This window comes from Rhizobium mayense (assembly GCF_030272705.1).
Classification (GTDB): domain Bacteria; phylum Pseudomonadota; class Alphaproteobacteria; order Rhizobiales; family Rhizobiaceae; genus Rhizobium; species Rhizobium mayense.
Genome location: NZ_JARFYM010000039.1, coordinates 29,834 through 53,478, shown reverse-complemented (window position 1 = coordinate 53,478; position 23,645 = coordinate 29,834). Strand labels below are relative to the sequence as shown.

The window sequence follows — 23,645 nt, the reverse complement described above, 5'->3', positions numbered from 1 at the left end:
CCTGCCGAAGCCGAAGAACGTTACTATGCCATGCTGGACGCGCCAGCCATGGCCGCATAACTTAAACCAAACGGCCTCCGGCAAACCCGGCGCGGTTCATAATCTTTTAGTCAGAAGGTTTTGAATGCACGAGAGAGGTGAATAGATGTTTGCGCTGACGGCCGCAGATCTGTATCACCGCTCGAAGGAGCGGGGGCCTTCACTTCAAAAGAAAGGAGACAGGTCTGTGGATCCAGCCTTAAGCGCTCTCATCGACATGGTTGAAGCCTCATATGATGAACGGATGATAAAACGCGGGCTCAAAGGTTTCGTTCATTCGTGTGGATTTGAATTCTTTGCGTACCTGCAAACGGAAGGCCTCGAAGCCCGCGTACTCAGTTCTTATCCCGAGAAATGGCAGAAAATTTACCTACGCAACCAATATTCTCGGGTTGATCCGGTAGTTACGGAAGCCAAACGCCGGATGGAGATGTTTTCCTGGACGATCGATGACTGGCCGTCTCGTGGAACCTCTGAGTTCAAGCGTTTTCGGGATGAAGCGGTAGAACATGGTATTCGCAGTGGTGTGACAGTTCCCGTTCAGGGCAGTTTCGGCTCAACCATTATGCTGACATTTGCTTCCTCGGGGAACAAATCTGATATTTCAAAATGTCAGAAGCAACTAAGCCCGCTGCAGGCGGTCTTGGCAATTCACTATCGCCTGAAGATCATAGCTGCGTCGACGATCGTCGCACCTAGCCGGCTCCTTTCACCAAGGGAGGCCATGTGTCTTACGTGGGCGGCAAAGGGCAAGAAAGCGTGGGAGATTGCTGTTTTAATGGGAATTACCCCAAGAACAGTGCAGCACTATTTCGATAGCGCACGCAAGAAGCTGAATGCCGCGACGATCCCGCAACTCGTGGCAATCGCGAAGGACCGCGGTCTGGTCTAACCATCATTCGTCGTCCTCTGAGGGCACATCAGGAACATAGCCAAGCGCATCGATGATTTCCGAGAGTTCTTCCTGCTGCGCTTCTGACTTCTTTTGACGTTCGACATACTCATCCTGCAGGCTTTTGAGCACATCGCTGGAAATTGAGGCGTTGGCGGCTGCAAGGGTCCACTCTTCGTAGACAGCTTCATCGGCGGCTAGAAGTCGGCGGTGTTCGCGGATCGCGGAAACTGCTAACGCCTTCAAATCGGATTCTCGCATCGCTCTATAACGAGACGCTCTTTCGCCACCAGTCTCGAATGAGACCTCGTTGTCCATCCACTCCTCCTCTGACCTTATTCACGACCCGCCGAGGACCGAGACCTTTCGGCATCGTATACGCTTTGCAAAATAGATCCCATAGCTCAGCAAGATGGGACCTAAAATCGTCGACACTTCGTTGCTCACACGAAGAAGGCACCAGCAAACACGGCATCCCGCTGATTCTATATGTAGAATCCATATCCGGATTACATTGTCGAGAATACTCCGTGGTGAAATACTCTGCAAGCCGCTGCTCTCTCCGCCATGGAGATTCGAGAGGTGTTTGCACGAAATCTGAAAGCTGCGCGTCAAGCCAAAGGCCTGTCGCAAGAAGAGCTTGCGTTTCGGGCAGGTATCGATCGTACTTATATCAGTTCTCTGGAGCGCAGTGTCTATAATGCAAGCATCGATGTTGTCGATCGCCTGGCGACAGTTTTAGATGTTGAGGCGTCAGAATTGCTAAAACGGCGGCCTGACACGAAAATTAAACCGCTTTGCTAGCTGACGAATACTGAGCTGGGAACCGGAAAACTAAGGCGAACAAGGACGCATGCTCAGCGCATCGTCAACCACGAATACCCAAGCAGCCTCAGGGAATTGGCTCTTGTCCGCCGTACCACAATTGGGTCGTTCGCGAATCGAAGGTGTTTTTGATCGCCGGCAGCCCGAATTTCAGTTGAATCAAACCCGAGAGCCGCAGTCTCCAGGACCGGCACCACATCCCATTCTGGTCTTCTCGCGTCCGTCGGGACGTCTCTCTCGACCGCCTACGGCAGAAGGCGGCAATTTGGACCGTGCTGGAGACTTTCGTCTTGCCGAGGTTCTTGAATTCGCGAGTGACGGGGACGAGCGCTTCGAATTCTCGCATTTTCGGCGGCAAGCAGCAGAATGAAGTCGATATCGTCATCGAAGATAGAAGATGACGGATTGTTGGCATCGAAGTAGGAAGCGGTAGCGTCCGTCTCGAACTCCGACTTCTCTGGATTGCGAATCTTGGCAGAAGCATATCGAGAGAAATTTGTTTCAGGCCTTGTATTGTGCGACCATCAAAAGGTGATCCCATTCGGGGGACGTTTGTACGCCGTATCCTTTTCCGCGCTGTAGCGTTAGCGCTTTGGAACTACCCCTTAAACTGATCCTGGAGGATGGCCGTGCAATCTGACGATGGTCCACGCGTCGTACCGATCGACGTGAGAAACTCGAGCGCTTATTTGCCCCCGATCCTCGAAAGATCGATGCGAATTCCCACTTGGCCAATATCCTCATTCGTCTGCGCCTGCTTCTCGGGCGTGCTCACTGCGGCCGGCTCTTCATCGACTGAATGCGCTTCGTGTTGCTGAGGCAATTCGATAGATGCTCCTGGATCCTGCGCTTGAAACACACTCACTCCTTCGAATTCCCCGGTCTTCCAGGCATAAAGCGCATCCTCGAAAATCTGGCGGAAGACGTCGTCGCTCTTCGGATTGCCGTACCATTTTGCGACGATGTGCAGCACCTTGGCGAACATCGTCGTACCCTTGCGGAGGTTCTCGCAGGCATCGACCAAGTCCGGCTTCAGATCGGCCGCCTCCTTCACGCCGACACCGGCCGGAAATTGCGTCAGACCGACACGAACCACAGCTTGGCCAACATACTGCCGAACGATCGCTAGGGCTTCGTCGGCCGACGTAGGCTTCGGAATGAGAATCAACCGGCCATCTGATATGACGGTAACGGCAAGGGGATCGGACGACCCTGCGGCAGTCACGAACTGCTCGACGATCGCCGGCCTCAATGAGGGGTCGGCGCATTGTTTGATCAGGGCAGCGTCAAGCATGACCTCTCCTTGTAAGTTAGCTGTTGAAGGAAAAGACGAGGGGTTTGTCGAATAGGCGCGCCCAGGCTTCCGTGCTGGCGCGCTGGATGGCGACAATAGGGGTCCCTTTGGTCCACCACCCATTGCCAGCGGCGACGATGACATCCGGATCGTACAGCATGGATTGGATGACGGGCCAGATGATCAGTTGCTCATAGCAGATCAGTGGCGCTACCCGATGGTCCGCAATGGTCACGATCGGATTTGCGAAGAAATGCGCGCGCGCCCCGCCGCTCTGAGCGAGCATGGGGCGCCAGGGTTGCCACATCGAACCTGGGACCGGCATGCGCTCTCGATAGAAGAGTTGTGCACCACCGCCGGAGATGGCGATCATAACATTGTCGTATCCGCCTGAATCGACAACTGCGGCGCCGGCGATAACGGAGATGTCCGTTCCCTGTAGAGCTTTTATCCACAGCCGCTCCGCCGTCGGCGTCCAAGAGCCGAGCGCGCTTTCGGGCAGCACGATCCAGCGGCTGCCACCAGATACTCGACCCTTCACCGTGGCAATCAGATCACGGTGGCGCTGCAGACTGATGTCGCGGCCGAGCGAAACGCCCAATTCGAGGTCGACGCCCTGCCACGCTTCCGGTAGCGTCGGCTCGGTCCAGATTGCGGCGGACCAAAGCCAAAAGCCTGCAAGGGCGATTATGACAGCCGGCCAGGCACGGGTTACGAGGCCCATGAGGCCGGCTGTCGCGGCGACCAATCCCCACCATCCCCATCCTGGAAACAGCACACCCGTGGCTGTGATCGGATGGGCCCAACCGGTGATGCCGAATGGTGGAATGGTCATAAGTACGGCTGCCGCGAGATAGCGAAACGGTCGCGTACAGCTGCGTCTCGTCCAGAGTATCGTGTGGACGCCGACAAAGCTCAGCGATGCGCATAGCCAGAGCAACAGGCCCGGCCAGAGATCGGAGAAGTAGAAGGTTGCGACGCCTTGGGGTAATCCCCAAGAAGCAGCCAGGAAATAGCCAGCCGCGACAAACGCGGCAATCAATCGCGTGCGCGCAAGCATCCAAAGGATCGGAAACGCAAGAGCGACTGGAAGAAGCAGAACATGGCCACTCCACCCAACCATTCCGACGAAGATTGAAGCGGCAATCGACAGGGCGGACTGAAGGTGCTCAAGGCGCATAGGTGAGCACCTCTTGCGCCAGGCCGATGATGCCGGAAGCTGCTAGGGGGCCGAAATAGCGGGAGTCATAAGAGCTCCTGAACGCTGAATAGAGAAAGACGCTTCCCGCCGGCACGACGCCGCCCGGAAATGCTGTTATCGGTCGACCCTCGCCGTCGCGCTCAGCTAGATCGGAAAATGGGATCGGGCGCCCGTCGATCGTCACGTGCGCACCGATTTCGACACGCTGCCCGGCTGTGGCGATGATCGTCTTGATGAGCGGCGCGACATCGCCCGGGCAGGATCCCACGCGGAGATACCCACGCGCGCGCGCCTCCCGCATTGACGCAGTTTGCGGAGGGCAAATGAAGACGAGATCCCCAACGGATGCTGGACGGTCGAGAGATACAATACGCCAAAGCCCGAGGGGCTCGCTCGGTGTGAGGTTGATGCGATAACCGTAATAAAAGACAGCCATCACGAGCACGGTCGCGACCATCGAGATAATCGCTATGCTCAGGACCGGCAGCCGTTTATGAACGGGAGACGGCAGGCTCACTTCACTTCGGTTTATCATTTGAGAGAGAGCCCCTGGCTCTTTGATTGGCGGAGGGTTTCGGTCTGCGTCAGCGACTCAGCCGCGCGCTCATGCGCAGAAAGTCGCTGCACTGTCCGCATCGAACTCCACGCCGATCCCACTTCCGCCTTCTGTCCCGCCGTCATCCCCGTGGTGACGGCATTGAATGTCTGTCCATTGGGGGACTTCGCAGTAAGGGACAGGAAGGTTCGTTCGCCAAAACGTTCCGATACGGCTCTTGCAAACCCTTCGAGTTCGGCTTTCACCATCTTGTCCGCGAGCGCGTATTCGAGGCCTGCGGGAAGATCGTTGCGATCGATGGCGTCACGGACGCGTTCGAGTGTCTGCTTTGCTACCGGCGTCAGCGCTGGGATGTCGAGGGAGACCTTCAGGCGGAGGGCGCGCTCCTCGACTTCATATTTGCATTCGGCTTCCGTCCGCTGGCGCAGATAGCGTTCCAGGTTGCGCGCCAGCGCAGGCGCATTGGTGACGGCCCTTTCTCGGTTCTGCTTGTCGGCGCGGCTCGCCAGGATCCCGGTTTTGCCTTTCAGCGCACCGAAGCCTTCCGGCTCGGAGCCGATCCTGGCTATGGTCGATTTCGCCGCGGCTTCGTCTTTCAGCATCGTATCGACTTTGGCGGCCTTGAACGCCGCTTCCGGCTGAGCGTAGACGATGTGGAACCGGTTCGACACTTCCTCCCATTGCTTCTTCAAGCCGGGGTCGGCGGCAAGCCGGTCTTCGACAGCCTGTTCCAGCGATCTTGGGAACGTGGTAATGCCCGATACCATGGGTTTCGACTCCTTGATGGTGTGCGATTGAGAGGTCCTGACGGCAGCGGCGGAGAGACCTAGCTTGCCGGCGAGCGCCGCCAGACGTGCGCCAAGCTCGGCGAGCTTCGACTTCTGGCGGACGGTCCATTCGAGATGGTCACGAACGACCGTGCGCGCGACGTTGACGAGGTTAAGGCCACGGGCCTCGGCGAAACGAAGGGCTTGGCCATAGAAGCGGCCGCTCGCATAATCGAGCGTCGTTTCCTTGGCTTGTCTCCGCGACAGGATCGGGATCAAGCCGCCTGCCTTCGCGAAGGATCGACGGCCGTAATAGAGGCCAAGGTCGTCGCGATGACGGGTCATGGCAACGTAGGTGAGATGACGGTCGAGCGACAAGGACGCCAGCACCTTCACCCGGTCGACGGTCGCGCCCTGGCTCTTGTGGATCGTGGTGGCATAGCCGTGATCGACATTGGCGTAGAAGCGTTGCTCGACCGTGACCTGGCGGCGGTGTTCGCCTTCGCCGACTTCCGCAACGATACGCCCGGGGGCGGCGTCCACGACCTTCGCCAACATGCCGTTCTTGACGCGGAGCGAACCCTCGTTCCTGAGGAACACTACCTGATCGCCAGCCGCGAATTTCCGGTGCCCATCCTCGGTCCGAAACACAAAACCCTCGGCGACGAGGCCACGTTCGACGAGCTTTGACCGTGCCATCTCATTGAGCATGCGGACGTCGCGACGCAGATGGGCGAGGATCAGCGATGTCTTGGCTGGATCGTAATCGCGATTCCAATCGGCAATCAGCGCCTGCACCGCATCGGCCTTGAAGTCGGCTCCATTGACGTGGCCCGGCGCGCGATAGGCTTCGACGGCTTTGCCTATATTGCCGCGGGCGAGATCGAGCGAGGCGTCGCGCATCCACTGTTCGCGCTGGCGATAGATGGTCTCGAGTTCGGTATAGCCAACGCGATCGGCAATGGCCCGAAACGCTGCACCCGCTTCGATCGGCTGGAGCTGTTCCGGGTCTCCTACAAGCACGAGTTTGGCGCCGGCCTTGGTCGCAGCTTCAACGAAGAGCGCCATCTGCCGCGATGACACCATGCCCGCTTCGTCGAGGACGAACACCGTCTTGTCGTCGAGCTGATTGCGGCCTTGGTTCCACCGCAGCTCCCAGGATGACAGCGTGCGGGAGAGAATGCCGGCTTCCTTTTCCAGGCCCTCGGCGGCCTTGCCGGCAAGCGCTCCGCCGACGACGCGGTACCCTGCGGTCTCCCAAGCCTCCCGCGCGGCCTTCATTGTCGTCGTCTTGCCGGCGCCGGCGCGGCCGATCACCGCAGCAATGCGCGCGCCGCCGGTAGCGTATGCGATAGCCGTCTTTTGCTCGTCGGAGAGGTGCAAGTGACGGGCAAACGTCGCTTGGCGTACCGGGCCCGCTACGCTGTGGGAGGATCGTTGAGACAGCCAGATTGCTCGGTTGGCCATCTCCGCTTCGAGCCGGATGAGGTCCCGCGTCGTGAACTTGGCGGGCACTCGGGCGCCGCTTGAAAATTCGATCCGCTCGCGCTCGAGGCGGAGTGTATCCGGGCTCTGGAGGATCCTTGCCATCAAGCCTTGGAAAAGGCCGGCATCATCAATATAGCGATGCAGGATTTTGGCGACGTCGCGTTCGTCGAAGACGCTCTTCTCCCTCGTAATCAGGTCGAGCACGAGCTCCGGACGGCGCTGGATGCGGCGGGCGTTTTCGGCTCTGCGCTCGTCCTGCAGTTCCAGCCGTTCCAGTGAAATGTCCCAGTCTGTCTCCACCGACTTCCGTTCAATCGCCTTGGCGCCGACGCCAAGGTGAATGGTCGGGGTGAGCCCAATCCCCTGTTTCTCGAAGGACCGGCCGTCGACACGGATATCGAGGCCGGCGAGCGCCAGATGCCTGTTCTGGCAGGCGAACCAGCCGTCGCGAAAGGCGTTGAAGTCGTCGAGGCTGCCCGCCCAAAGTTCGTACACAATCTTGCCTGCGTCATTACGGATCGGCTTGCCGTCCGGCCCTGTCAGCGCGACCTTCTTGGCGCCGAAACCATCTTCGGCAAGTGGCCGAAGCGTGGTCATCAGATGCACATGCGGGTTGCCCGGCGCGTCGTGATAGACCCAGTCCGCCACCATACCTGCCGAGGTGATGTGCCGCTCGACGAAATCCCGCACCAGTTCGATGTTCTGCTCGGTTGAGAGTTCCATCGGCAACGCAATGGTCATATCCTTGGCAAGCTGGGCATCGACACGCTTCTCGAAAACTTCGACGCTGTTCCAGAAGGCTTCGGATGCGTCAGAGACCGAGCGATCGGCCACCATTTCCCGTAGCCACTGCGGCGCATCGGCGGGGATAACGAACTCTTCGTGCAGCAAGCCCTCCTTACGGGTGTAGTCGATTGTCCTCGCCTCTCGCTCGTACTCCATCTTCGCGCAATGCCGATAGGCCGCCGACAGGACGGCGCTGCGGCCGGAGCCGCGGGCGACGATGCTGACGGAGAAATGAGGGACGGCCACGGCGGAGTTCTTTCTCTATTGAGAGCAAATCAATGTGTTCGGCAGCAAGATCGACCCCCCGGCGCTCGTCAGAAGAACGTCGCGACAGCGACGTATAATTGCGCCCTTCGGATGCCGCTCTTGTCGAGCGGCCGGGATCATCCACGAAAGCATCGCCCTTGGCGATTGTAGGATTCACAGTAGTGCGTTTCGCACCGACATCCGGAAGATGGAGTCCGAAAGACAAGCTTTCGCACCCAAGGAGACGTCAGGACGTGAAGAAACCATCCTCGAAAATTCGTGGCGAAATCGCCAAGCTCCAGGAGCAGCTCAAGCTCGCTGAGACCCGCGAGGCCGAGCGCATCGGCCGGATCGCGCTCAAGGCCGGACTCAGCGAGATCGTAATCGAGGAAGGGGAACTGCAGGTAGCGTTCGAGGATCTGGCGAAACGCTTTCGCGGAGGAAAGACGGGTTCGACTGGAGGGAAAAGAGCGCCTGGCGCCGGCGAGAGCAGCACGCCCCCCGCGCAAAACCCGTCTGGCGCGGCTCAGAGCGGCACTGGCGAGGCTTGAGCGGATGCGAAGAATCACCATTTCCGACGCCCGCAAGAAGGACACCCGCGAAAAGATCGAGCTCGGCGGCCTGATCGTGAAGGCGGGGCTGCGCTACGAGAAGCGGGCTCTGCTGCTCGGGCTCCTCATCGATGCCGCCGGGCGGCTGAAGGGAGACGAGCAAGAGCGCTCACGGCTCACCATAATTGGTGCTGAGGCGTTCGGAGAGATTGATGACTAGAATCCTGTTGTTCGTTGTACCCTGCGCATTGATGATCTCCACGGCGATCGGCATGACCGGGATCGAAAAATGGCTTTCCGCTTTCGGCAAGACGGATACCGCACGGCAGATACTAGGCCGCGTTGGCATCGCTTTGCCCTATATCGTCGCGTCCTTCGAAGGCATCGTCCTCCTGTTTGCGAGCGCCGGATCCGTGCGGATCAGGACAGCAGGATGGGGCGTCGTCGCCGGAGCGATAGCGACGGTCCTCGTTGCGGTCCTACGCGAGGCAATGAGGCTCTCTGCGTTTCGGGAACAGGTTCCGGCCGGCAGGTTCCTCTTCAATTACCTCGATCCCGCGACAGCAATCGGGGCGGCAGTCGTGCTGATGTCGGCGTTGTTCGGCATGCGGGTGGTGATCGCCGGCAACGCCGCCTTCGCCAAGGCCGAGCCGAAACGCATCTATGGCAAGCGCGCTCTGCACGGCGAGGCCGATTGGATGAAACTGTCGCAAGCCGAGCAGCTGTTTCCCGAGGACGGCGGCATCGTCATCGGCGAACGCTACCGCGTCGACACGGACAGCGTCGCCGCACAATCGTTTCGAGCCGACCGCGCCGAGACGTGGGGCGCAGGCGGCACCTCGCCGCTCCTTTGCTTCGACGGCTCATTCGGCTCGTCGCACGGCATAGTCTTTGCCGGCTCCGGCGGCTTCAAGACGACGTCGGTCACGATCCCGACAGCGCTTAAATGGGGCGGCGCACTCATCATCCTCGATCCGTCGAACGAGGTGGCGCCGATGGCGTCGAAACACCGAGGCGGCAACCGCGACGTCTTCATCCTCGATCCGAAACACTCGGAGATCGGCTTCAACGCTCTCGACTGGATCGGCCGTTTCGGCGGAACGAAAGAGGAGGACATCGCGTCCGTTGCATCGTGGGTTGTGAGCGACAGTGGCGCGCGCGGTCTCCGCGACGACTTCTTCCGTGCCTCGGCCTTGCAATTGCTGACGGCGCTCATCGCCGACGTTTGCCTCTCCGGCCACACGATAGAAAACGACCAGACCCTCCGTCAGGTGCGCAAGAATCTCTCAGAGCCGGAGCCCAAGTTGCGTGAACGTTTGCAATCGATCTACGACAATTCGGAGTCGGATTTCGTCAAGGAAAATGTGGCGGCCTTCGTCAACATGACGCCGGAAACTTTCTCCGGCGTCTACGCCAATGCTGTGAAGGAAACGCATTGGCTGTCCTACCCGAACTACGCCGCCCTAGTCTCGGGAACGACCTTCACGACGGGCGATCTCGCCGGAGGAAAGACGGACGTCTTCATCAACATCGACCTCAAGACGCTGGAGATGCATTCAGGTCTGGCGCGTGTCATCATCGGGTCGTTTCTGAACGCGATGTGCAACCTGAACGGCGAGATACAGGGCAGGACGCTCTTCCTTCTCGATGAGGTGGCGCGCCTCGGCTACATGCGTATCCTCGAGACCGCGCGTGACGCCGGCCGCAAGTATGGGATCACGCTCACCATGATCTACCAGTCGATCGGACAGATGCGCGAGACTTATGGTGGACGGGACGCGACAAGCAAATGGTTCGAAAGCGCAAGCTGGATATCCTTTGCCGCGATCAATGATCCTGAGACCGCCGATTACATCTCCCGCCGCTCCGGCATGACGACGGTCGAGATAGATCAGGTCAGTCGCAGTTTCCAATCCAGGGGATCGTCGCGAACGCGATCGAAACAACTCGCCGCACGCCCGCTGATCCAGCCGCATGAAGTGTTGCGCATGCGCGCGGACGAGCAAATCGTATTCACAGCAGGAAACCCCGCACTCCGGTGTGGACGTGCGATTTGGTTTCGCCGCCGCGACATGAAGGACTGCATCAATGGGAAGTCGTTTCAGTGGGGGCGGAAGTCGATAACCTTGTGATCGTAGCATCGGCTGCCACCCGCCTTAATCTGATGGGAAATTACTTCGAAAGACAATGGATAGAGATACACGAGGTAACCGAAATGGAATTTGTTTTGCTCTTTGGCGCTCTGGTGATCGCATGCATTGCAGTCCTCCTATTCCAGTGCATTGACGTGATTAATGCCTACGAGGATTTGATAAGAGAGCGCGTTCGCCAGCTGCGCTTGCGAAACGACAAGCTCGAAGCCGAGTTCAAGCCGGACGGCGCCACGAATAGGGAATGAGCGCACCGCCTGTTTGAGCAAAGGATCCCGCCGCGAGGATCATGTTAACCGGGATGGGCGGCAGTCGTATGGGCTTCGTGAGCGCAGCGGGCAAGCATGTGCCGAAAGCATCCCCTCCATGCCCGATGTCTCGCATATCATCACCGATATGAATCGATCCCTGCCGACCGATTCATAAGTGTCGTTGGACGTGGGTACCGAGATCAGCGATCCTGATCTCATGATATCGCAACCCTATAACCTGTATGTCGAACGCTTGGACGCCACGAGAAACATGGCGCGCTATTATGCGATGTCCATCGAACCGAACCTGTTCGGAGACATCTGCCTGTTGCGCAGGTGGGGTCGGATCGGCTCGAAGGGACAGATGATGGTGCATCATTTCGGCCGGGAGAACGAAGCGGTCCGGCTGTTTCTCGATCTGCTCCGTCAGAAGCGAAAACGCGGTTATCGGCCGCGTCCTTCGACGCCGACTTAAGAAAGGACTCGACCAAGAGGGCATTTTGATCGCGAGCTTCTCCGATTTTTCGGAGCAGGGCAGGAGTGGAAAATTGGGGAAGCGCCGTCCGCCGCTGGGGTAAGTTGGTAATAGAGAGAACCGCGGCCCCTGAAGGAAACGCGACCATATCGAGTGCCAAGCCGAGGGTGAAATCCCTGACAGCCGGAGGCCAGTCGAGCGGGCGAACCGGCGCGTGGAACAACCCAAAAGAGCCGCCTCAAATGAAGATCTCAGATCAGGCTTCAGGATTGGCGCCGCAATCGAAGGCGGAGAATTGACCGGACTTGACCTCGGTGACGCGGTAGCCGGGCTTATGCCGCGCGCCCTTCGTCATGGTTCTGATGATGCGAGCGCAGATCGATCTTCGACAGGAGCCCGGCTTCCTCCCCCGTGAGCTTGATGTGGTGCCTCTCCATCGGAGCCCTGGCTGATTCTCGAATCCCGACATCAAGAGGATCACTCGAAACCGCAGGCGAAGATAGACGTCCTGCCGGGTAACCGTGGATATCCACCGAAGCTTCATAGAGGGAGGTAATGTCCCTCCCTCAGATACTGACCTCACTCGAGGTCGGCTAGAAATGTTTTGATGTCACGTTCAAACTGCTCTTCCTCGGCCCGAGCCTGTGCAACAAGGACAGCCAGTTCGGCTTCGGCCGCGGCGCGTTCTTCCGGGGCGAAGAGGCAGCTGCGAAGCTCAGCACGCAGCTCGTTGATCTGATCGATAGTGGTCATGTTGATCGTCTCCTTTTGATGACGTCAATGGGACCACGTGCACCCGAAGTCCGGGTCAGGGATCGCGGGACGCGACCGGCGGAGCCGGCGATCGGGGGAGCCGATTTTTGCCGGACGTAGTGCAACGAAGGGTGACCAAAATTGGGGCTACCGCGCATGGTTGAGGCCGGATATCCTACCGGCCCTATAGCGGCATTTGCGCAAACAATATTCCGGTTCCGTATTCCACCGGCTCGTCTCTGTCGACGGTTGGCCCCGCCGCAGGGGCGGGGCCTGTCCGGGTCTCAGTCGCGGTTGGGGCGGGACCAGATCAGCTGGTAGCCTTCCTCGCCGTCGACCTCGGTGAGCGTTGCGTAGATCGGGGCGGGGAAGCTCGGGTCGTCGAGCTTGACCGAGAGGTAGTCGCGATCCGTCTGCTCGGAGCGCTTCTGCCAGGCGGCGCCGAGCTCGACATTGCCTGCGTAGATGCGGAAGTGCGGGCCCTTGTCGGAGGGGTTCTCGATCCGGGCGATGCGGGCCTTGACGTTGAGGGCGAGGGTGCGGATCGAGCCGTTGAAGCCGGATTCGGAAGTGGTAAAGGTGCCGATGGTTGCCATTGTCGTATTCCTTTCGCTGTTTCGGGCCGCGCCCATCGCGGCCTCGATGGCTGTCACAAGGATCGGGGACGATCTGTCCGCACCCGGAGGGCCGGAACAAGGTGGAGGGCGGCCAGGAGAAACTTTGTTGTTCCGCGAGGAATGAGCGCATAGCGCTCAGGGGAAGAAAGTTTTGGAAGGCCGTTGCGGGAAGACGATCGAGGCGAAGCCGTTCTTCGATCAGACATGCCACATCGAGCCCGCGAAGGACGTGGCTTGCCGCAGAGGTCCGAGGAATATGGCAATGGCGGCTCATCCCCGACTGCCTGCCCGAACCCCGCGACATTTGGTCCGTTTGCCATGCCCGCATGTCGAACCAAAGAACGCCGTAGACAGCTTACCACGGGGCGTTGCGTTGCCCATTCTTCGCGCTGTCCTCGCGCCTTGCGATTCGTCGCCTAGAGGATCTATGCCTCAGCAGACAAAGCCCTTTTTCGTCGAGATCAAGCCGCCCCGGAAGCTCAAGCCGATCGACCGGAAAACCTCGATCTAGGGCAAACTGGACCTCGCGGCTGAGCCTGACGCGCTCACTGCGATGAAGCAGGAAAAGTTGCCGGGCGCTGGCGAGATCAGCGACCGACCCTGAAGAGCCTCACGCAGCTAGCGGCTCGCCAGCGTTTTCGGGCTGCAGGGAATGCAGGAAAGTTACAGCCCGCTGCGCATGTGCCGCTCCCGGAATATCGCCCTTCTGTCGTTGGCCAGGACCTTGAGCCAGGAGCTAAGGTAAGAGGCGTGATCAGGGCAGGGTTTGAGCTCGGGAGCGATGCCGAGATCGGCGCAAAGGAAGCAACTGCCCAGTTCGGCAATATATCCTGACAGTCCAGTCCCAACCTGAAATTTTTCCGCAGTGAAGACGGTGCTGATCATGCCGCCATCTCCTCTGTCTGGGGCTGCTGGGCGTGCATCCAGTCGGCCGCCTGCTGCGCCTTGCTCGCTGCGGTGAAGATGGCCCTGGGATCGTCCTTCAGGACTTTGAGCCACGAGGCGACATAGGCAGCATGATCGGGCCGTGGACGGTGAGCGATGCCGAGATCAGCCAGGACGAGCCCGCTGAGAATTTCCACGCAGCATTCTTCGGCGGCATAGGCCGCTGATCCGAAGCGCCCGGAAAGATCGCGGTCGAGCCTGTGCTTTGCACCACTGGCATGGCCGGTCTCGTGCAGCCAGACACCGTAGAATGACGCGGCGTCGCGGAATGAAGTGAACGGCGGCATGAACACGGTGTCGGCCGACGGGCGGTAATAGGCTTCCGACCCGCCGAACTCAGACTTGACGTCCAAGTTCGCGATGAACGCTTCCGCATGGGCGAGACGCTCAGCCTCGGACAGCACGGTCGTATCCGGCCGCTCGTAGCCGTCAACCTGCGCGATGTTGAAGACGGAAAATGCGCGGGCGAACATCCGCCGATACTCGTCATCATCGTCTTCATTGTCGGCCTGCCGGGAAAACTGAATCTCCCTCCACAAAACGACTGTGGTGGATCGTTCCCCTTCACGCACCTGCGCGCCGACATCCTGCCATTGCTTGTAGGTGCCCCAGAGGCCATCGCCATATCCGGCTGCGAAGCCTGCGGTCCAGAGGGCCAGCGTATTGATGCCGCGGTATCGCTTGCCGGATGAAACGTTGGTCGGACGCGCGACGCCCGTGCCGTTGTGGAACCAAGGTGCACGCCATTCGCCGGCACCTTGCTCGATCGCGGCAATGATCTCGGCCGTGACGCGCGAATAGACATCGGCACGCTTGGCCGAAGTGGGAGACCTGGACATTGGGGAATCTCCGCGGCCGGCGGCGCGAGCCTCTGTCGCCCCTTCAACCGACCGCCCGACTCCGGCCCTCCTCTTCCTCTCCAGGCGCCCGCTCGGGCGGCTGTTTCTGATTTTTTGTCTTGTCATAGTCATTGCTCCTTCTCCGCCGGGGCCTGTCCCGGCGTCGGAGCAGCGGATTGCGATACCTCAGGTGCAGTCGCGCACTCGCAGAGCCGAAGCGTAAGCGGAGGACGGCGATCAGCCGTTGCGCGGGTGCGCCGAGCATCGCGCGCTCCGACCACGCCGGGCCGGCTGCGGGCGGCAAGGCAAAGCCCTGCGCCTCAGCCCCATCAGCCGGCTGAGAGGATTAGATATATCGAGGAGGGTTGAGAGCCGGAGCAATCCCTCAGGATCATCGCAGCAGCAATCGGATGCCGACAAATAGCAAGATAGATGCTAGCACCCATTTGGTTGCGCGTTCCGACATGAACCTTAGGCCGATCCACGTCCCTGCGACCGCGCCAATGAGTGCTAGAACTGCAAAAAGACCGGCCAATGGCGTCAGTCTTTGGCGGGCCAAAAGCACCGCAACCAAGCCGATGATCGAGTTCACGAGGATGAACGGGGGAGAAAGGCTTGCCGCACCTTTGGGAGATGTCCATGCAAGTGCAATGAGAATGGGGGCGAGGAAAACGCCGCCTCCGACCCCTGTCAGGCCAGATAAGAAGCCGGTTGCCACTCCGACAGCCGCGGCCGGAACTGGCCTTACTTGAATTTGGGTTCCAGTGATTGCGGCCTTCCTGGAAACCATCGACACAGCCGCCATGATCAACACGACCCCAACCACGGTGAAATACAAGCTGTCTTCCAGAACCAGCAATCCTCCTGCGAACGCTCCTGGAAGGGATGCAATGGCGATCCACCGAAACAGCCGCCAGTCGACCGTGCCGTGATTGTAGGCGCGCCAGGTCGCGTAGCCGGCTGCAATGACATTCAGCGCGAGAGCCGTGGGCCTGAGCTCGGCGGGCTGGACTCCCATGAACGCCATGATGGCGAGAAAGGCAGTTCCGCCAGCTTGACCGGCCGTGGCATAGATCGTCGAAACCAACGCGATCAAAATTGCTGTGACTATGGTGCCCAATATGTCTCTCGATCCAATGCTTGCACTATCAGGTCCACGGGCAAAGCCGTCGAGACGAGATTTGCGTCAAATATTCCCTATGGCCAAACGATAATCCAATCATCATTGCCTCAAGATGATATTTTGCTGAGCACCCCTTCGATCCGCACCAGATCCTCGCGCAACGCCACGCGCTGTAGCTCCGATAGTCGCTTCTCCTTCAGCATGAGCTCCGCCTCCTCGGCAGATCCAGCCAGACCTGACAGCCCGGGCGCTGATCGGCGAAAACGAGATCGGGGGTGAAGAGAGATGACGCTTCTTCTAGCCGAAGACCCGTCGTCACCAGGAGATTGGAGAACAGCGCATTGCGAATGCCGTTGCGATCTCGGGCGCCGGGGCGCGCGCGGCCGTCAGGAAGCAGTCCTCCAAGGCCGATATCCCGAAACCGCCGATAGTCGTTGAGCGTTACGAAACTGACGTCCGCTCGACGCGCAGCAGGTTCATAGGCATCGTTCCGTGTCGCAATCTGCGCCCGCCGCCCAGCGTACCGTTGCCTCCAGACCGAGCGATGCGTGAAGGGTGCTTCCGCAATCAGTCCTTCCTGCACACCCCAGCGATATAGCCGATCGAGGCAGGCGACGGCGCGATTCCCGGTAGCAGCGGAGATACGTTGTCCGACGTCGGCGCGGCGCCGGATGCGGTGATAGGCAAGGACATCATGCCGGTCGGCTTGCCATATCGTCTTTGCGCAGGCTTCCGAAAGAAAACGAGTCCAAACAAGAACGTCGTAGCCATAGCCACGAAGAGAATGGAGGGAGCGAACGCCGTTGACAGGGAGGTCGCGGAAAAAGCGGTCCAGTTCAGGATCATCGTATAACGTCCCGTCCCGTAGGATTATTGGGACATGGGCATCAAGGCCCTCTGCTGATCTGCGCTCCTGAATGGTGATGCTTGAAGATGCGATTACATTGTCCACAAGTTGTTCAACCTTCCCCCGGACCCCCATCCGGGGAGCCAGCTTCAACGAAGGGGTTCAACTTGCCCGGCGTTATCCAGGCCGGCCTCCGCCAGCTATGTGGGAGCGCTGCGGCCGGCCTGGATAACGCTTCCGTCAGTCCTGTTGCATCGACATCAGCAGGACACTGTGAGTCGTATATCCCCGCGCTACACCCTCCGACCAGAGAAGCAGCACGTTGACGCCGGAATAGGGCTGCCCGCTGTAACGTCGTGGCCGGGTAATGCGGCCCGCCGCATTACCCGCGTTCCATGGCTTCATCCAGGGCCGCACGCCTTTCGCCAAATCCTCGGCGATTTTGTCGGTATGCGGCTATAGAGATCGACTCGCTGTTTTTCTGTGTTGCTCATATCCAAGCCTCCGTTTCGAGGCCGCGCCCGTCGCGACCCGTTGCGGAGGGACGAAAGCAGGAGCAAGTCAGCCTGCGGCTCCTGCAGAACCGACGAACGGGAGCCGCAGGGCGCGCCATCATGCTATTTCGTTTCTTTTTGCTTGGCCGCGTCACCGACATGAAAACAGGCCGGCTCCGTGATGGAACCGGCCGATCTCGCGTTGACGTAAAAGCGGGGCTAGAGCCCCGCCGGAGGCGTCTAGTCGAAGGCGGAAATCTGCGCTTGCGCCGCCTTGCGGCTCAGCGAAGCGCCCGGCTGTTCGACCGGTCGATCGAACGGCTTCCAGGTCTCGCCAATTACCTGCGCATAGGCGGCGACGGCGCCTTCGGCTGCCATTCTGAGAGAATGGGCCTGTATGCCCATGTCGGCCGCGAATTCCCGCTTGCGCTGGGCGGCGCTGTCATAGCCGACGGGTCCGTCGATGTCCTCGTCGCGGGCATCGTTGGCGGCCTTGGCCGTGGCATCGCGCGCCTCTGTGACAGCGCGGCTATAGAACTGGCCGGCGCCGTGGGCCGAGCCGACGAAGGCACCGACGATGCGCTGCAGGTGGATCTGCATGGCCTTGTCGCCCAGCCCGTCGCCGAGCGCATCTGCGGCCTCTATGACAAGGCGTTCGTGCAGGTCGCGAATGCCGTCGCTGTCGATGATGGCGGTGCCGAAACTCTCGGCGATCTTGAGCGCCTGGCTCGCGTCCGGGCAGGTCAGCCGGACCATCTCGATGGTGGCGCCCTTGCGCGGTTGCGCGACGCGCGCGGGTTGGCGAGAGGAGGGTGTGGGCTTGGCCATGGTCGTTTCCTTTCGAGGTCCTCCGAAGCGGCTCCGGCCCATGCCGGCTTGCCCTTCGGTGCGGTCACCCCGAACCGGCGGAAGACGTGCGCTTCAGGGTCCGGCCCTGCCTGGACAAACGGAGCCGGTTTGCGTGCGAAGAGGGCAATCTGCCCTCGAAAGAGCACGCGAGCCTGCTCCGTGATGGGCGGCGGGGTCCGGCCGCCCCGCGGCGCGACAGCGGCCTTGAAGGCACGGCGGCCGGTTCAGAACGCAGCAAACCGAAGGGCGATCCGGCATGGGGAAAACGTGAAGTTCCTCGAACGAAACGACAGGCGCTCCGGCTCATCTCCGACCTTCCGGCTCGTTGACATCAACGCTCGGCCAATCGCTTGGCCGGCCTCGGCAAACGGTAAGATTGCAACCAGGTCGGACCCTGCGAATTGCGAAGCCCGCGCGACAGACCGGCGTCATCTTGCGGCGGCCCGCCCATCCAGGCGTTGTTGAGGATCGCTTTCCAGCGCCGGCCATGTCTGCGGGTAGGCCTGGAGTGCCGCTTGCTGTTCGGCTGTCAGAGGAGGCAATGGGTGGCGCGGACGACGGGCCGCATGCGTCTTTGGCCGGGTATCCGGCCGACCCTCTTTTTGAGCGATCAGACGCCTGAGTTCCGCAACCCCGGCATTGAGGCAGGCTTCGCCTTCGAGGCGATGGAACTGCTGCCACAACGCGGTTCGCTCGGACGGCGACGCGCCGATACCGGCCCTCCGCTCCAGGTCTCCGATGGTGCATGGCAACGCCCTCCGGGCTGTAGCGACGACTTTGCCATCGGATCCCGCTCACACTCCAAATGCCGCGATTGCCGCCTCCTGCCGGGCAAGTTTCCTGGTAAGCGCAGCGACCTCCGGCTGTCACTCGACCCTCAGAGCTGCCAGGTTCGCGCCGTAGCGTTCTAGAAAGTGCCTGATTCCGATGGCTTGCCGCGGCGATAGAAAGGCTGGCGCCGGCGAAGCTGCGGAATGAGCGCTATCATGCGTCGCCTGATTTGCCGATCGATGAGATCGAGCTGACGCTGCGTATTCCGCCGCGCCGCTTCCATTCTGGCAGCTGGCCGGCCTGTTGCTCAAAATTGAACCATTACGACGCCCTCCCACGCCAACCGGCGAAGCTGGAGGGACCGTCATAGGTGGCATGCTTCGCCTCATCGATGACGAAGCCGAACCGGCCGACCGCATACTCGCCGCTAGGCACCAGGAAGCGACGCGCTTCCACTCGCTCGCCGCGCTTGCCGCCGACCGTGGCGATCACCTCAGTCATCCCGGGGTGATGGTCCGAGCGCAGCGCCGATATGACAATCCAGTCGCTAGCATGCTCCCGAGCGAAGGCTTGGGCGTCCTTTTCGTACGACTCGCCGGGTGCGAGCGGGCGACCGAAGATCCGTTCCCAGGCATCCGGCCAGCTGTCGCGGATCGTCTTGTCGGCGCACTTGCGCTCGTAGGTCGTGAACAGGTCCGGAAAGGTCAGCGCGACGATCGCCCATGCGGCATCTTCCTCGTACCAGCCGCCGTCTGCCCTAAGCATCGGATGGACCTTGGAATTGCGGGGGTCAGAAAGCTTGAAGCCGCCATGTCCTGCCGTCGTATGGGAAACAATTCCGTCGGCGTAGACGGTGGCACCTTGCGATGGCCCCCAGGGCGTGCTGCAGGTCATCCGGGCGGTCGAACGGGAAAGCAGACCCAGCTCGCGGCAATGTTCAGCCTGTTCGATCATTCGCTCTCGAAATGCCGTTTCGTCCTCGACAGCTCCATGATGCGAATAGAAGTCCTCGCGTTTCAGGGCGGCAAGCGGCCGCGACAGGCACCAGGCGCTGGCGAGAAAGTACCGGCCGTCACCGCCCGGAACCATGGCGAAGACGAGATCGCCGACCCGCGCGACGTGCACGCCGTCGACGCTTCTGCCAAACTCCACCCCCGAGGCGTCAGGGGTTGAGACCTCGGAGGATTGTGAAGGGAGCATAGTCATGCTGCAGTTCTCCCTTCGATCTCATCCGCGGCGACCTCGCCGGCAGTCACCTCCGAAAGAACGGCATGCGGATATCCATGCCGGCTGAGCCATTCCGCGGCCGCCTGCCGATTGTCCGCCAGATGAACCAGCTCTGCATTGGCGCCGGGGCGATCGAAGACGCGAACAGATCCAAGCGCGGGACGCCCGACGACTTTAAACGTCAGACCGCTATCAAGCGAAAAGGTCCGGTGGATACGGATGGCGATGACGCCGTTTGCCCCGAGATCACCCTCGTGAAGCGTGAAATACGGCAAAATGCTGGTAGTGCCGACGTTGCGCTCACCTTCCTTGCGGATCAAGCGGCCATGGCTGTTGCGGGTCTTCCATGCAGCAAGCTTCTTCCTGAACCGCTCGGGCGGTCGCGGGGTACCATCCGACCAGGCGACGATGGAGCCGATCGGGGCGAGGTCATAAATCAGAGACGCGGACATCGCATCCTCCTTGCATTGTTTCGGGTGGTGGAAATGAAACCGCCGCCGGGAGGTCCGGCGGTGGAACATCGGGCCAGTGAGACGGGGCGGCTATTCCGCCGCAATCCCGTAGGCGGCTTCGTCCTCGTCGGAGGCGTTATCTGCTGAGCCGGAGCCGCAATTTGCGCCATCCAGATCCGGTAGATCAGAACCGCCAGCGCCGCCGCTATTGTCTGGCTGGATATCGTCACCGATATCGCCGGCTGCTTCTTCGCCCGGGCCATTCTCTTCCTCGACGTCATCGGCATGTTTCATGAGATCGGCTATTTCTTTCGGATCGGGCTGGAACAGCGCCGCCGGAAGGACGAAGCTCGCGCCGGCCGATGCGAAATGGTCGACAAGCGCTGCGCGGGTTTCGCGGACGCGAGCCCGCGGCAGGATATTGACCGACTTGGCGGCCGCCTCCAGCGCCTGACGCGACAGGCACAGGAGGAAATCCTCCGTTCCCATGTTCGGCAGGAAACCGTCCGCGCCGATTGCCTCGCCGGCAATGCGAGAGACGACGCCGCTGTTCGACATGGCGCGCCGGCACGAGAGAACGTCAATGAGCACGGAGCGGGCGGCGATACGCAGGTTGTCCATCTCGAGCGAGAGCCTTCCGTCTGCGGAAAAGAGGCGCGCGACATGACGCTGGAAACGCTTCCGGCCGAACACGGTGTCGTTGGCGCCTGAATCGACCCGAACATTGGTGCCGGCGAAGGCCATGACCAGGAGCGCCATCAACATGTCGTCCTCGATCGGCGTCCTAGCCAGCGCCTCGTGCAGCGCATCGGTACGGAAATCACCGACCATGTCCTGGCCCTTCTGCGTGACGTCGGGCCTGGTCTTGCCGACGACATCAGCGTCGTCATCGGCCTCCGTCGAAGCGTCACCCGCCTGGCCCGATCGCCCGTCGGACTTTCTCGCTTCCGGCATACGATAATAGACGCTCTGCACCCTGCCGTCGCGGTCGAGATACATCGCGGTGCAATCGCCCTTGGCCGGCTTGCCGTAGATGCGTTCGGCCTTCTTGGGCAGATCAGGCTGGCCCCAATTATTGACCTCGACGATCGCGCCCTTTTTCGGAAGGTTGCTCGTCATCCATTCCTGCTGAGCGCCGAGGAATGCCTCGACATTGGTGGTGTAGCGATTGTCCTCATCGGCCGGGCCGAACAGGTCCTCGGCCCACTCGATGCCGTAAGCCAGGCGAAGATCGTCGCCGAAGCTTGCATCGCGGGCATACATGCGGGTTTTCGAGAGCCCGTTGGCGACCTGCCACCAGGCTGCCGTATCGCCCTTCTTCGGCTTGTGGGCTTTCCAGACCTCTTTCTGCTCCTCGAGCGAGGCAGCCGCGATCGTTCTCAGCTGCTGCTCGTTGGGCATGTCGCCCTTCGCCATCTGGTCGAGCATGGAAGGCAGCACATTGGCGAGCAGACGAAGCTTGCGGATTTGGCGGACGGGAAGCGCGAGCGCCACGGCGATCGCCTCTTCGGTCCAGGCGAGTGCGACCAGCCGCTCGATGCCTCTCCATTGATCGACTGGATTGAGCGGCTCTCGCGCGATGTTTTCGACCATCGAGCGCATGGCGCCGTTATCGTTGGCTGCCTCCACGACAATCACGTCGATTTCCTCGAGACCGGCGGCGACCGCCATGCGGGTACGCCGGTGACCCGCTTCGATGATGTAGCCATTGCCCCCGGCTTCCGGGAAAATGACCGGCGGCTGGATCACGCCGACGGCCCTGATCGTCGCCAAAAGCAGGGCGTCGGCCTGCGGCGTCGACTTCGACTGGCGCGTATTGTCGGGGTTGTCCTTCAGCGCACGCGGATCGACTTTCATCAGTTGCATGGGATGCTCCTTTTCGGGGGATTCTGGACAAGGCCCTTTGCCTGCCCTTCTCGCGTCTTCATTCTTTCCGAAGACACCACCCGCAGCGCCGAGCGGGCTGGTGGGTGCAACTGCGGCCGAGCATCGCTGCCGCGACGGACGAGCGGGGCTCCAAGCCCTGCGAAGAACAAGTGGCCGCGATCGCGAGGGGGCGGTTGAGCTTCAGCGGCGCCCGGCTGAACGCTCTGCGACAGGGTTTTTCCTCTTCTTCTCCGCTTCTTCTTTCCCCGATGAATATTCTTTCTTCAAATCCGCCTCGAAGTAATGCACTGTCACACGGCTACAACTATCCCTTGCCTATACATTGACGTGACGATGGTGCTGGCGATCCGCTAGAGGGTCGAACAGGAGGGCTGGAATGTCTGAAATCGCGTTGAAGGTATTTTCCAATGCGGACGATGTTCACTTGGTGTGGTTGCATCAGAAAGACATCGTCGGATGCCTGGCCTTCGCAATCCAGTGCAAGCGCGATGAAGGTGAGCCGAAATTTCTGTCTAATCGCGCTCGTGAAGAGCGCGCGTCAAGGCGTGTTCTTCGTCATGTTCCAGCCTGGCAACGAACCGGTGCGCACGCTCCTTCGCATGCAGAGCGAGAAGAACCTCTATGTCCGCGGAGTGGCGACCCAACTGACGAGCAACGGCCTCGAAGACTTCAAATTGCTGAAGCAGGTTCCCGAGGAGTTCTTTCTCGATACCGCCCAGGCGACGGGCGTGGGCATGTCCGTCGGCCGGTGGGCGGTCGAAGGGACCGCAAACGAGTTCCGCAACAGCATCGGCCATGCCATTACGCACTCCAAGGTGCTGGTGATCGACCCGTTCAGCGACGATCCCATCGTCGTCACCGGATCGCACAACTTTTCGAAGTCAGCGAGCCGCGACAACGACGAGAACATCATCGTGATCCGCGGCCACAGGGAAATCGCGATGCACTATGCGATCAATGCGGTGCAGACCTACAATCACTATCGCTGGCGGGCGTATCTGGAAGAAGCCGAGCGGGAAGACAGGGATCCGTTCCAATATCTGTCGCGCGATCCGAACTGGCAGCGGCGGCGGACAACCGGCGAGACCAAGCGTATGTTGGCGTTCTGGCGACCCGACGCCTGAGACTGCTCAGAGCGGCGGAGCAAAAAAAATGGGCCAGCGGAAACCGCGGCCCGTGAAGTGTGAAGGTCAATAAACCTCCAGAGGGGAACAGCTGTTGCGGCGGCACTGGGAGGAGAGGCCGCCATGTGCATCAGCTGTGTGCAGTATGGACGTTTTTTGATCAGGCGGAAGACATTTATTGTGCAATGCAGCTATG

General features: G+C 60.4%; 23 protein-coding genes and 3 pseudogenes. 9 read left to right on the top strand and 17 right to left on the bottom strand.

The features are described 5' to 3' along the window. Positions 1-226: 226 nt before the first annotated feature. The gene (locus tag PY649_RS30200) at positions 227-931 is read left to right on the top strand and encodes an autoinducer binding domain-containing protein (RefSeq protein WP_120709220.1); all 705 of its coding nucleotides are present in this window, start codon (positions 227-229) and stop codon (positions 929-931) included. Positions 932-934: 3 nt separating this feature from the next. Here the strand turns inward: PY649_RS30200 and PY649_RS30195 are convergent, their stop codons facing one another. Continuing rightward, positions 935-1,249, bottom strand: coding sequence for a transcriptional repressor TraM (locus tag PY649_RS30195; protein WP_120709153.1), 315 nt, complete (start codon positions 1,247-1,249; stop codon positions 935-937). A gap of 249 nt (positions 1,250-1,498) precedes the next feature. On the opposite strand from PY649_RS30195, the gene PY649_RS30190 reads away from it, so the two are divergent. Beyond that, a complete protein-coding gene (locus tag PY649_RS30190) occupies positions 1,499-1,735 on the top strand; it encodes a helix-turn-helix domain-containing protein (RefSeq protein ID WP_285872568.1) in 237 nt (78 codons plus the stop codon). Between the two features lie 706 nt (positions 1,736-2,441). On the opposite strand, the gene PY649_RS30185 is transcribed toward PY649_RS30190, so the two are convergent. The 4 genes from PY649_RS30185 to traA all read right to left on the bottom strand — a co-directional run bounded on the left by PY649_RS30185 (position 2,442) and on the right by traA (position 8,094). Continuing rightward, positions 2,442-3,050: a TraH family protein gene (locus tag PY649_RS30185; protein WP_285872567.1), complete on the bottom strand. Its 609-nt coding sequence runs from the start codon at positions 3,048-3,050 to the stop codon at positions 2,442-2,444. 16 nt (positions 3,051-3,066) lie between these two features. Beyond that, the gene (locus tag PY649_RS30180; protein WP_285872566.1) at positions 3,067-4,230 is read right to left on the bottom strand and encodes a conjugal transfer protein TraB; all 1,164 of its coding nucleotides are present in this window, start codon (positions 4,228-4,230) and stop codon (positions 3,067-3,069) included. Continuing rightward, on the bottom strand, positions 4,220-4,708 hold the full coding sequence (gene traF, locus PY649_RS30175; protein WP_245472478.1) for a conjugative transfer signal peptidase TraF: 489 nt from the start codon (positions 4,706-4,708) through the stop codon (positions 4,220-4,222). The genes PY649_RS30180 and traF overlap by 11 nt, the downstream gene beginning before the upstream one ends. Before the next feature lie 74 nt (positions 4,709-4,782). Then, on the bottom strand, positions 4,783-8,094 hold the full coding sequence (gene traA, locus PY649_RS30170) for a Ti-type conjugative transfer relaxase TraA (RefSeq protein WP_285872565.1): 3,312 nt from the start codon (positions 8,092-8,094) through the stop codon (positions 4,783-4,785). A 254-nt stretch (positions 8,095-8,348) separates the two neighbouring features. Here traA and traC point away from each other — a divergent pair, with 254 nt between their 5' ends. The 5 genes from traC (at position 8,349) to PY649_RS30145 (ending at position 11,521) form a co-directional block, all read left to right on the top strand. Next, positions 8,349-8,645 (top strand): conjugal transfer protein TraC, encoded by a 297-nt coding sequence (gene traC / locus PY649_RS30165; RefSeq protein ID WP_285872564.1) that lies wholly within the window; start codon positions 8,349-8,351, stop codon positions 8,643-8,645. A gap of 4 nt (positions 8,646-8,649) precedes the next feature. Beyond that, positions 8,650-8,865 carry a type IV conjugative transfer system coupling protein TraD gene (gene traD / locus PY649_RS30160; RefSeq protein WP_120709146.1) on the top strand — a complete coding sequence of 72 codons (216 nt, stop codon included), beginning with the start codon at positions 8,650-8,652 and terminating at the stop codon, positions 8,863-8,865. Further along, positions 8,858-10,777 carry a Ti-type conjugative transfer system protein TraG gene (gene traG / locus PY649_RS30155; RefSeq protein ID WP_120709145.1) on the top strand — a complete coding sequence of 640 codons (1,920 nt, stop codon included), beginning with the start codon at positions 8,858-8,860 and terminating at the stop codon, positions 10,775-10,777. Before traD ends, traG begins: the two co-directional genes overlap by 8 nt. Next, complete coding sequence (locus PY649_RS30150) at positions 10,750-11,043, top strand: hypothetical protein (RefSeq protein ID WP_120709144.1); 294 nt, start codon at positions 10,750-10,752, stop codon at positions 11,041-11,043. The genes traG and PY649_RS30150 overlap by 28 nt, the downstream gene beginning before the upstream one ends. Positions 11,044-11,263: 220 nt before the next feature. Continuing rightward, positions 11,264-11,521, top strand: a complete 258-nt coding sequence (locus PY649_RS30145) for a WGR domain-containing protein (protein ID WP_120709219.1) — start codon at positions 11,264-11,266, stop codon at positions 11,519-11,521. Positions 11,522-11,780: 259 nt separating this feature from the next. Here the strand turns inward: PY649_RS30145 and PY649_RS35230 are convergent. From PY649_RS35230 to PY649_RS30105, 9 genes and pseudogenes are all read right to left on the bottom strand, one after another. Continuing rightward, positions 11,781-11,867: pseudogene (locus PY649_RS35230) on the bottom strand (DUF6428 family protein); the annotation flags it as partial. Between the two features lie 233 nt (positions 11,868-12,100). Continuing rightward, a complete protein-coding gene (locus PY649_RS30140) occupies positions 12,101-12,274 on the bottom strand; it encodes a hypothetical protein (RefSeq protein ID WP_162950443.1) in 174 nt (57 codons plus the stop codon). Positions 12,275-12,558: 284 nt separating this feature from the next. Then, positions 12,559-12,870 (bottom strand): DUF736 domain-containing protein, encoded by a 312-nt coding sequence (locus PY649_RS30135; protein ID WP_162950442.1) that lies wholly within the window; start codon positions 12,868-12,870, stop codon positions 12,559-12,561. Positions 12,871-13,501: 631 nt separating this feature from the next. Further along, positions 13,502-13,770 (bottom strand): annotated as a pseudogene (locus tag PY649_RS30130) (zincin-like metallopeptidase domain-containing protein); the annotation flags it as partial. Positions 13,771-13,772: 2 nt separating this feature from the next. Then, positions 13,773-14,675, bottom strand: a complete 903-nt coding sequence (locus PY649_RS30125; RefSeq protein WP_120709141.1) for an ArdC family protein — start codon at positions 14,673-14,675, stop codon at positions 13,773-13,775. A gap of 391 nt (positions 14,676-15,066) precedes the next feature. Beyond that, a complete protein-coding gene (locus tag PY649_RS30120) occupies positions 15,067-15,795 on the bottom strand; it encodes a sulfite exporter TauE/SafE family protein (protein WP_285872562.1) in 729 nt (242 codons plus the stop codon). Positions 15,796-15,994: 199 nt separating this feature from the next. After that, positions 15,995-16,750, bottom strand: coding sequence for a site-specific integrase (locus PY649_RS30115; protein WP_285872561.1), 756 nt, complete (start codon positions 16,748-16,750; stop codon positions 15,995-15,997). Positions 16,751-16,921: 171 nt separating this feature from the next. Beyond that, a pseudogene (locus PY649_RS30110) lies at positions 16,922-17,139 on the bottom strand (ArdC-like ssDNA-binding domain-containing protein); the annotation flags it as partial. A gap of 240 nt (positions 17,140-17,379) precedes the next feature. Continuing rightward, entirely contained in the window at positions 17,380-17,967 is a 588-nt protein-coding gene (locus PY649_RS30105; RefSeq protein ID WP_285872560.1) for a hypothetical protein, read from the bottom strand. A gap of 566 nt (positions 17,968-18,533) precedes the next feature. Between PY649_RS30105 and PY649_RS30100 the strand changes: the two genes are divergently transcribed. Beyond that, positions 18,534-18,899 (top strand): hypothetical protein, encoded by a 366-nt coding sequence (locus tag PY649_RS30100; protein WP_285872573.1) that lies wholly within the window; start codon positions 18,534-18,536, stop codon positions 18,897-18,899. 181 nt (positions 18,900-19,080) lie between these two features. Here the strand turns inward: PY649_RS30100 and PY649_RS30090 are convergent, their stop codons facing one another. From PY649_RS30090 to PY649_RS30080, 3 genes are all read right to left on the bottom strand, one after another. Then, positions 19,081-19,965, bottom strand: coding sequence for a DUF7007 domain-containing protein (locus PY649_RS30090; RefSeq protein ID WP_285872559.1), 885 nt, complete (start codon positions 19,963-19,965; stop codon positions 19,081-19,083). Beyond that, positions 19,962-20,438 (bottom strand): UCP036055 family protein, encoded by a 477-nt coding sequence (locus PY649_RS30085; protein ID WP_285872558.1) that lies wholly within the window; start codon positions 20,436-20,438, stop codon positions 19,962-19,964. The genes PY649_RS30090 and PY649_RS30085 overlap by 4 nt, the downstream gene beginning before the upstream one ends. A gap of 90 nt (positions 20,439-20,528) precedes the next feature. Next, a complete protein-coding gene (locus PY649_RS30080; RefSeq protein ID WP_285872557.1) occupies positions 20,529-22,304 on the bottom strand; it encodes a ParB N-terminal domain-containing protein in 1,776 nt (591 codons plus the stop codon). A gap of 509 nt (positions 22,305-22,813) precedes the next feature. Here PY649_RS30080 and PY649_RS30075 point away from each other — a divergent pair. Then, positions 22,814-23,449 (top strand): phospholipase D-like domain-containing protein, encoded by a 636-nt coding sequence (locus tag PY649_RS30075; protein WP_285872556.1) that lies wholly within the window; start codon positions 22,814-22,816, stop codon positions 23,447-23,449. Positions 23,450-23,645 lie beyond the last annotated feature (196 nt).

Coding starts and splice junctions, on each gene's coding strand:
- PY649_RS30195 (WP_120709153.1), bottom strand. CDS start 1,249: ATGGACAACGAGGTCTCATTCGAGACTGGTGGCGAAAGAGCGTCTCGT.
- PY649_RS30190 (WP_285872568.1), top strand. CDS start 1,499: ATGGAGATTCGAGAGGTGTTTGCACGAAATCTGAAAGCTGCGCGTCAA.
- PY649_RS30185 (WP_285872567.1), bottom strand. CDS start 3,050: ATGCTTGACGCTGCCCTGATCAAACAATGCGCCGACCCCTCATTGAGG.
- PY649_RS30180 (WP_285872566.1), bottom strand. CDS start 4,230: ATGCGCCTTGAGCACCTTCAGTCCGCCCTGTCGATTGCCGCTTCAATC.
- traF (WP_245472478.1), bottom strand. CDS start 4,708: ATGGTCGCGACCGTGCTCGTGATGGCTGTCTTTTATTACGGTTATCGC.
- traD (WP_120709146.1), top strand. CDS start 8,650: ATGCGAAGAATCACCATTTCCGACGCCCGCAAGAAGGACACCCGCGAA.
- traG (WP_120709145.1), top strand. CDS start 8,858: ATGACTAGAATCCTGTTGTTCGTTGTACCCTGCGCATTGATGATCTCC.
- PY649_RS30145 (WP_120709219.1), top strand. CDS start 11,264: ATGATATCGCAACCCTATAACCTGTATGTCGAACGCTTGGACGCCACG.
- PY649_RS30140 (WP_162950443.1), bottom strand. CDS start 12,274: ATGACCACTATCGATCAGATCAACGAGCTGCGTGCTGAGCTTCGCAGC.
- PY649_RS30135 (WP_162950442.1), bottom strand. CDS start 12,870: ATGGCAACCATCGGCACCTTTACCACTTCCGAATCCGGCTTCAACGGC.
- PY649_RS30125 (WP_120709141.1), bottom strand. CDS start 14,675: ATGTCCAGGTCTCCCACTTCGGCCAAGCGTGCCGATGTCTATTCGCGC.
- PY649_RS30105 (WP_285872560.1), bottom strand. CDS start 17,967: ATGGCCAAGCCCACACCCTCCTCTCGCCAACCCGCGCGCGTCGCGCAA.
- PY649_RS30090 (WP_285872559.1), bottom strand. CDS start 19,965: ATGACTATGCTCCCTTCACAATCCTCCGAGGTCTCAACCCCTGACGCC.
- PY649_RS30085 (WP_285872558.1), bottom strand. CDS start 20,438: ATGTCCGCGTCTCTGATTTATGACCTCGCCCCGATCGGCTCCATCGTC.
- PY649_RS30080 (WP_285872557.1), bottom strand. CDS start 22,304: ATGCAACTGATGAAAGTCGATCCGCGTGCGCTGAAGGACAACCCCGAC.
- PY649_RS30075 (WP_285872556.1), top strand. CDS start 22,814: ATGAAGGTGAGCCGAAATTTCTGTCTAATCGCGCTCGTGAAGAGCGCG.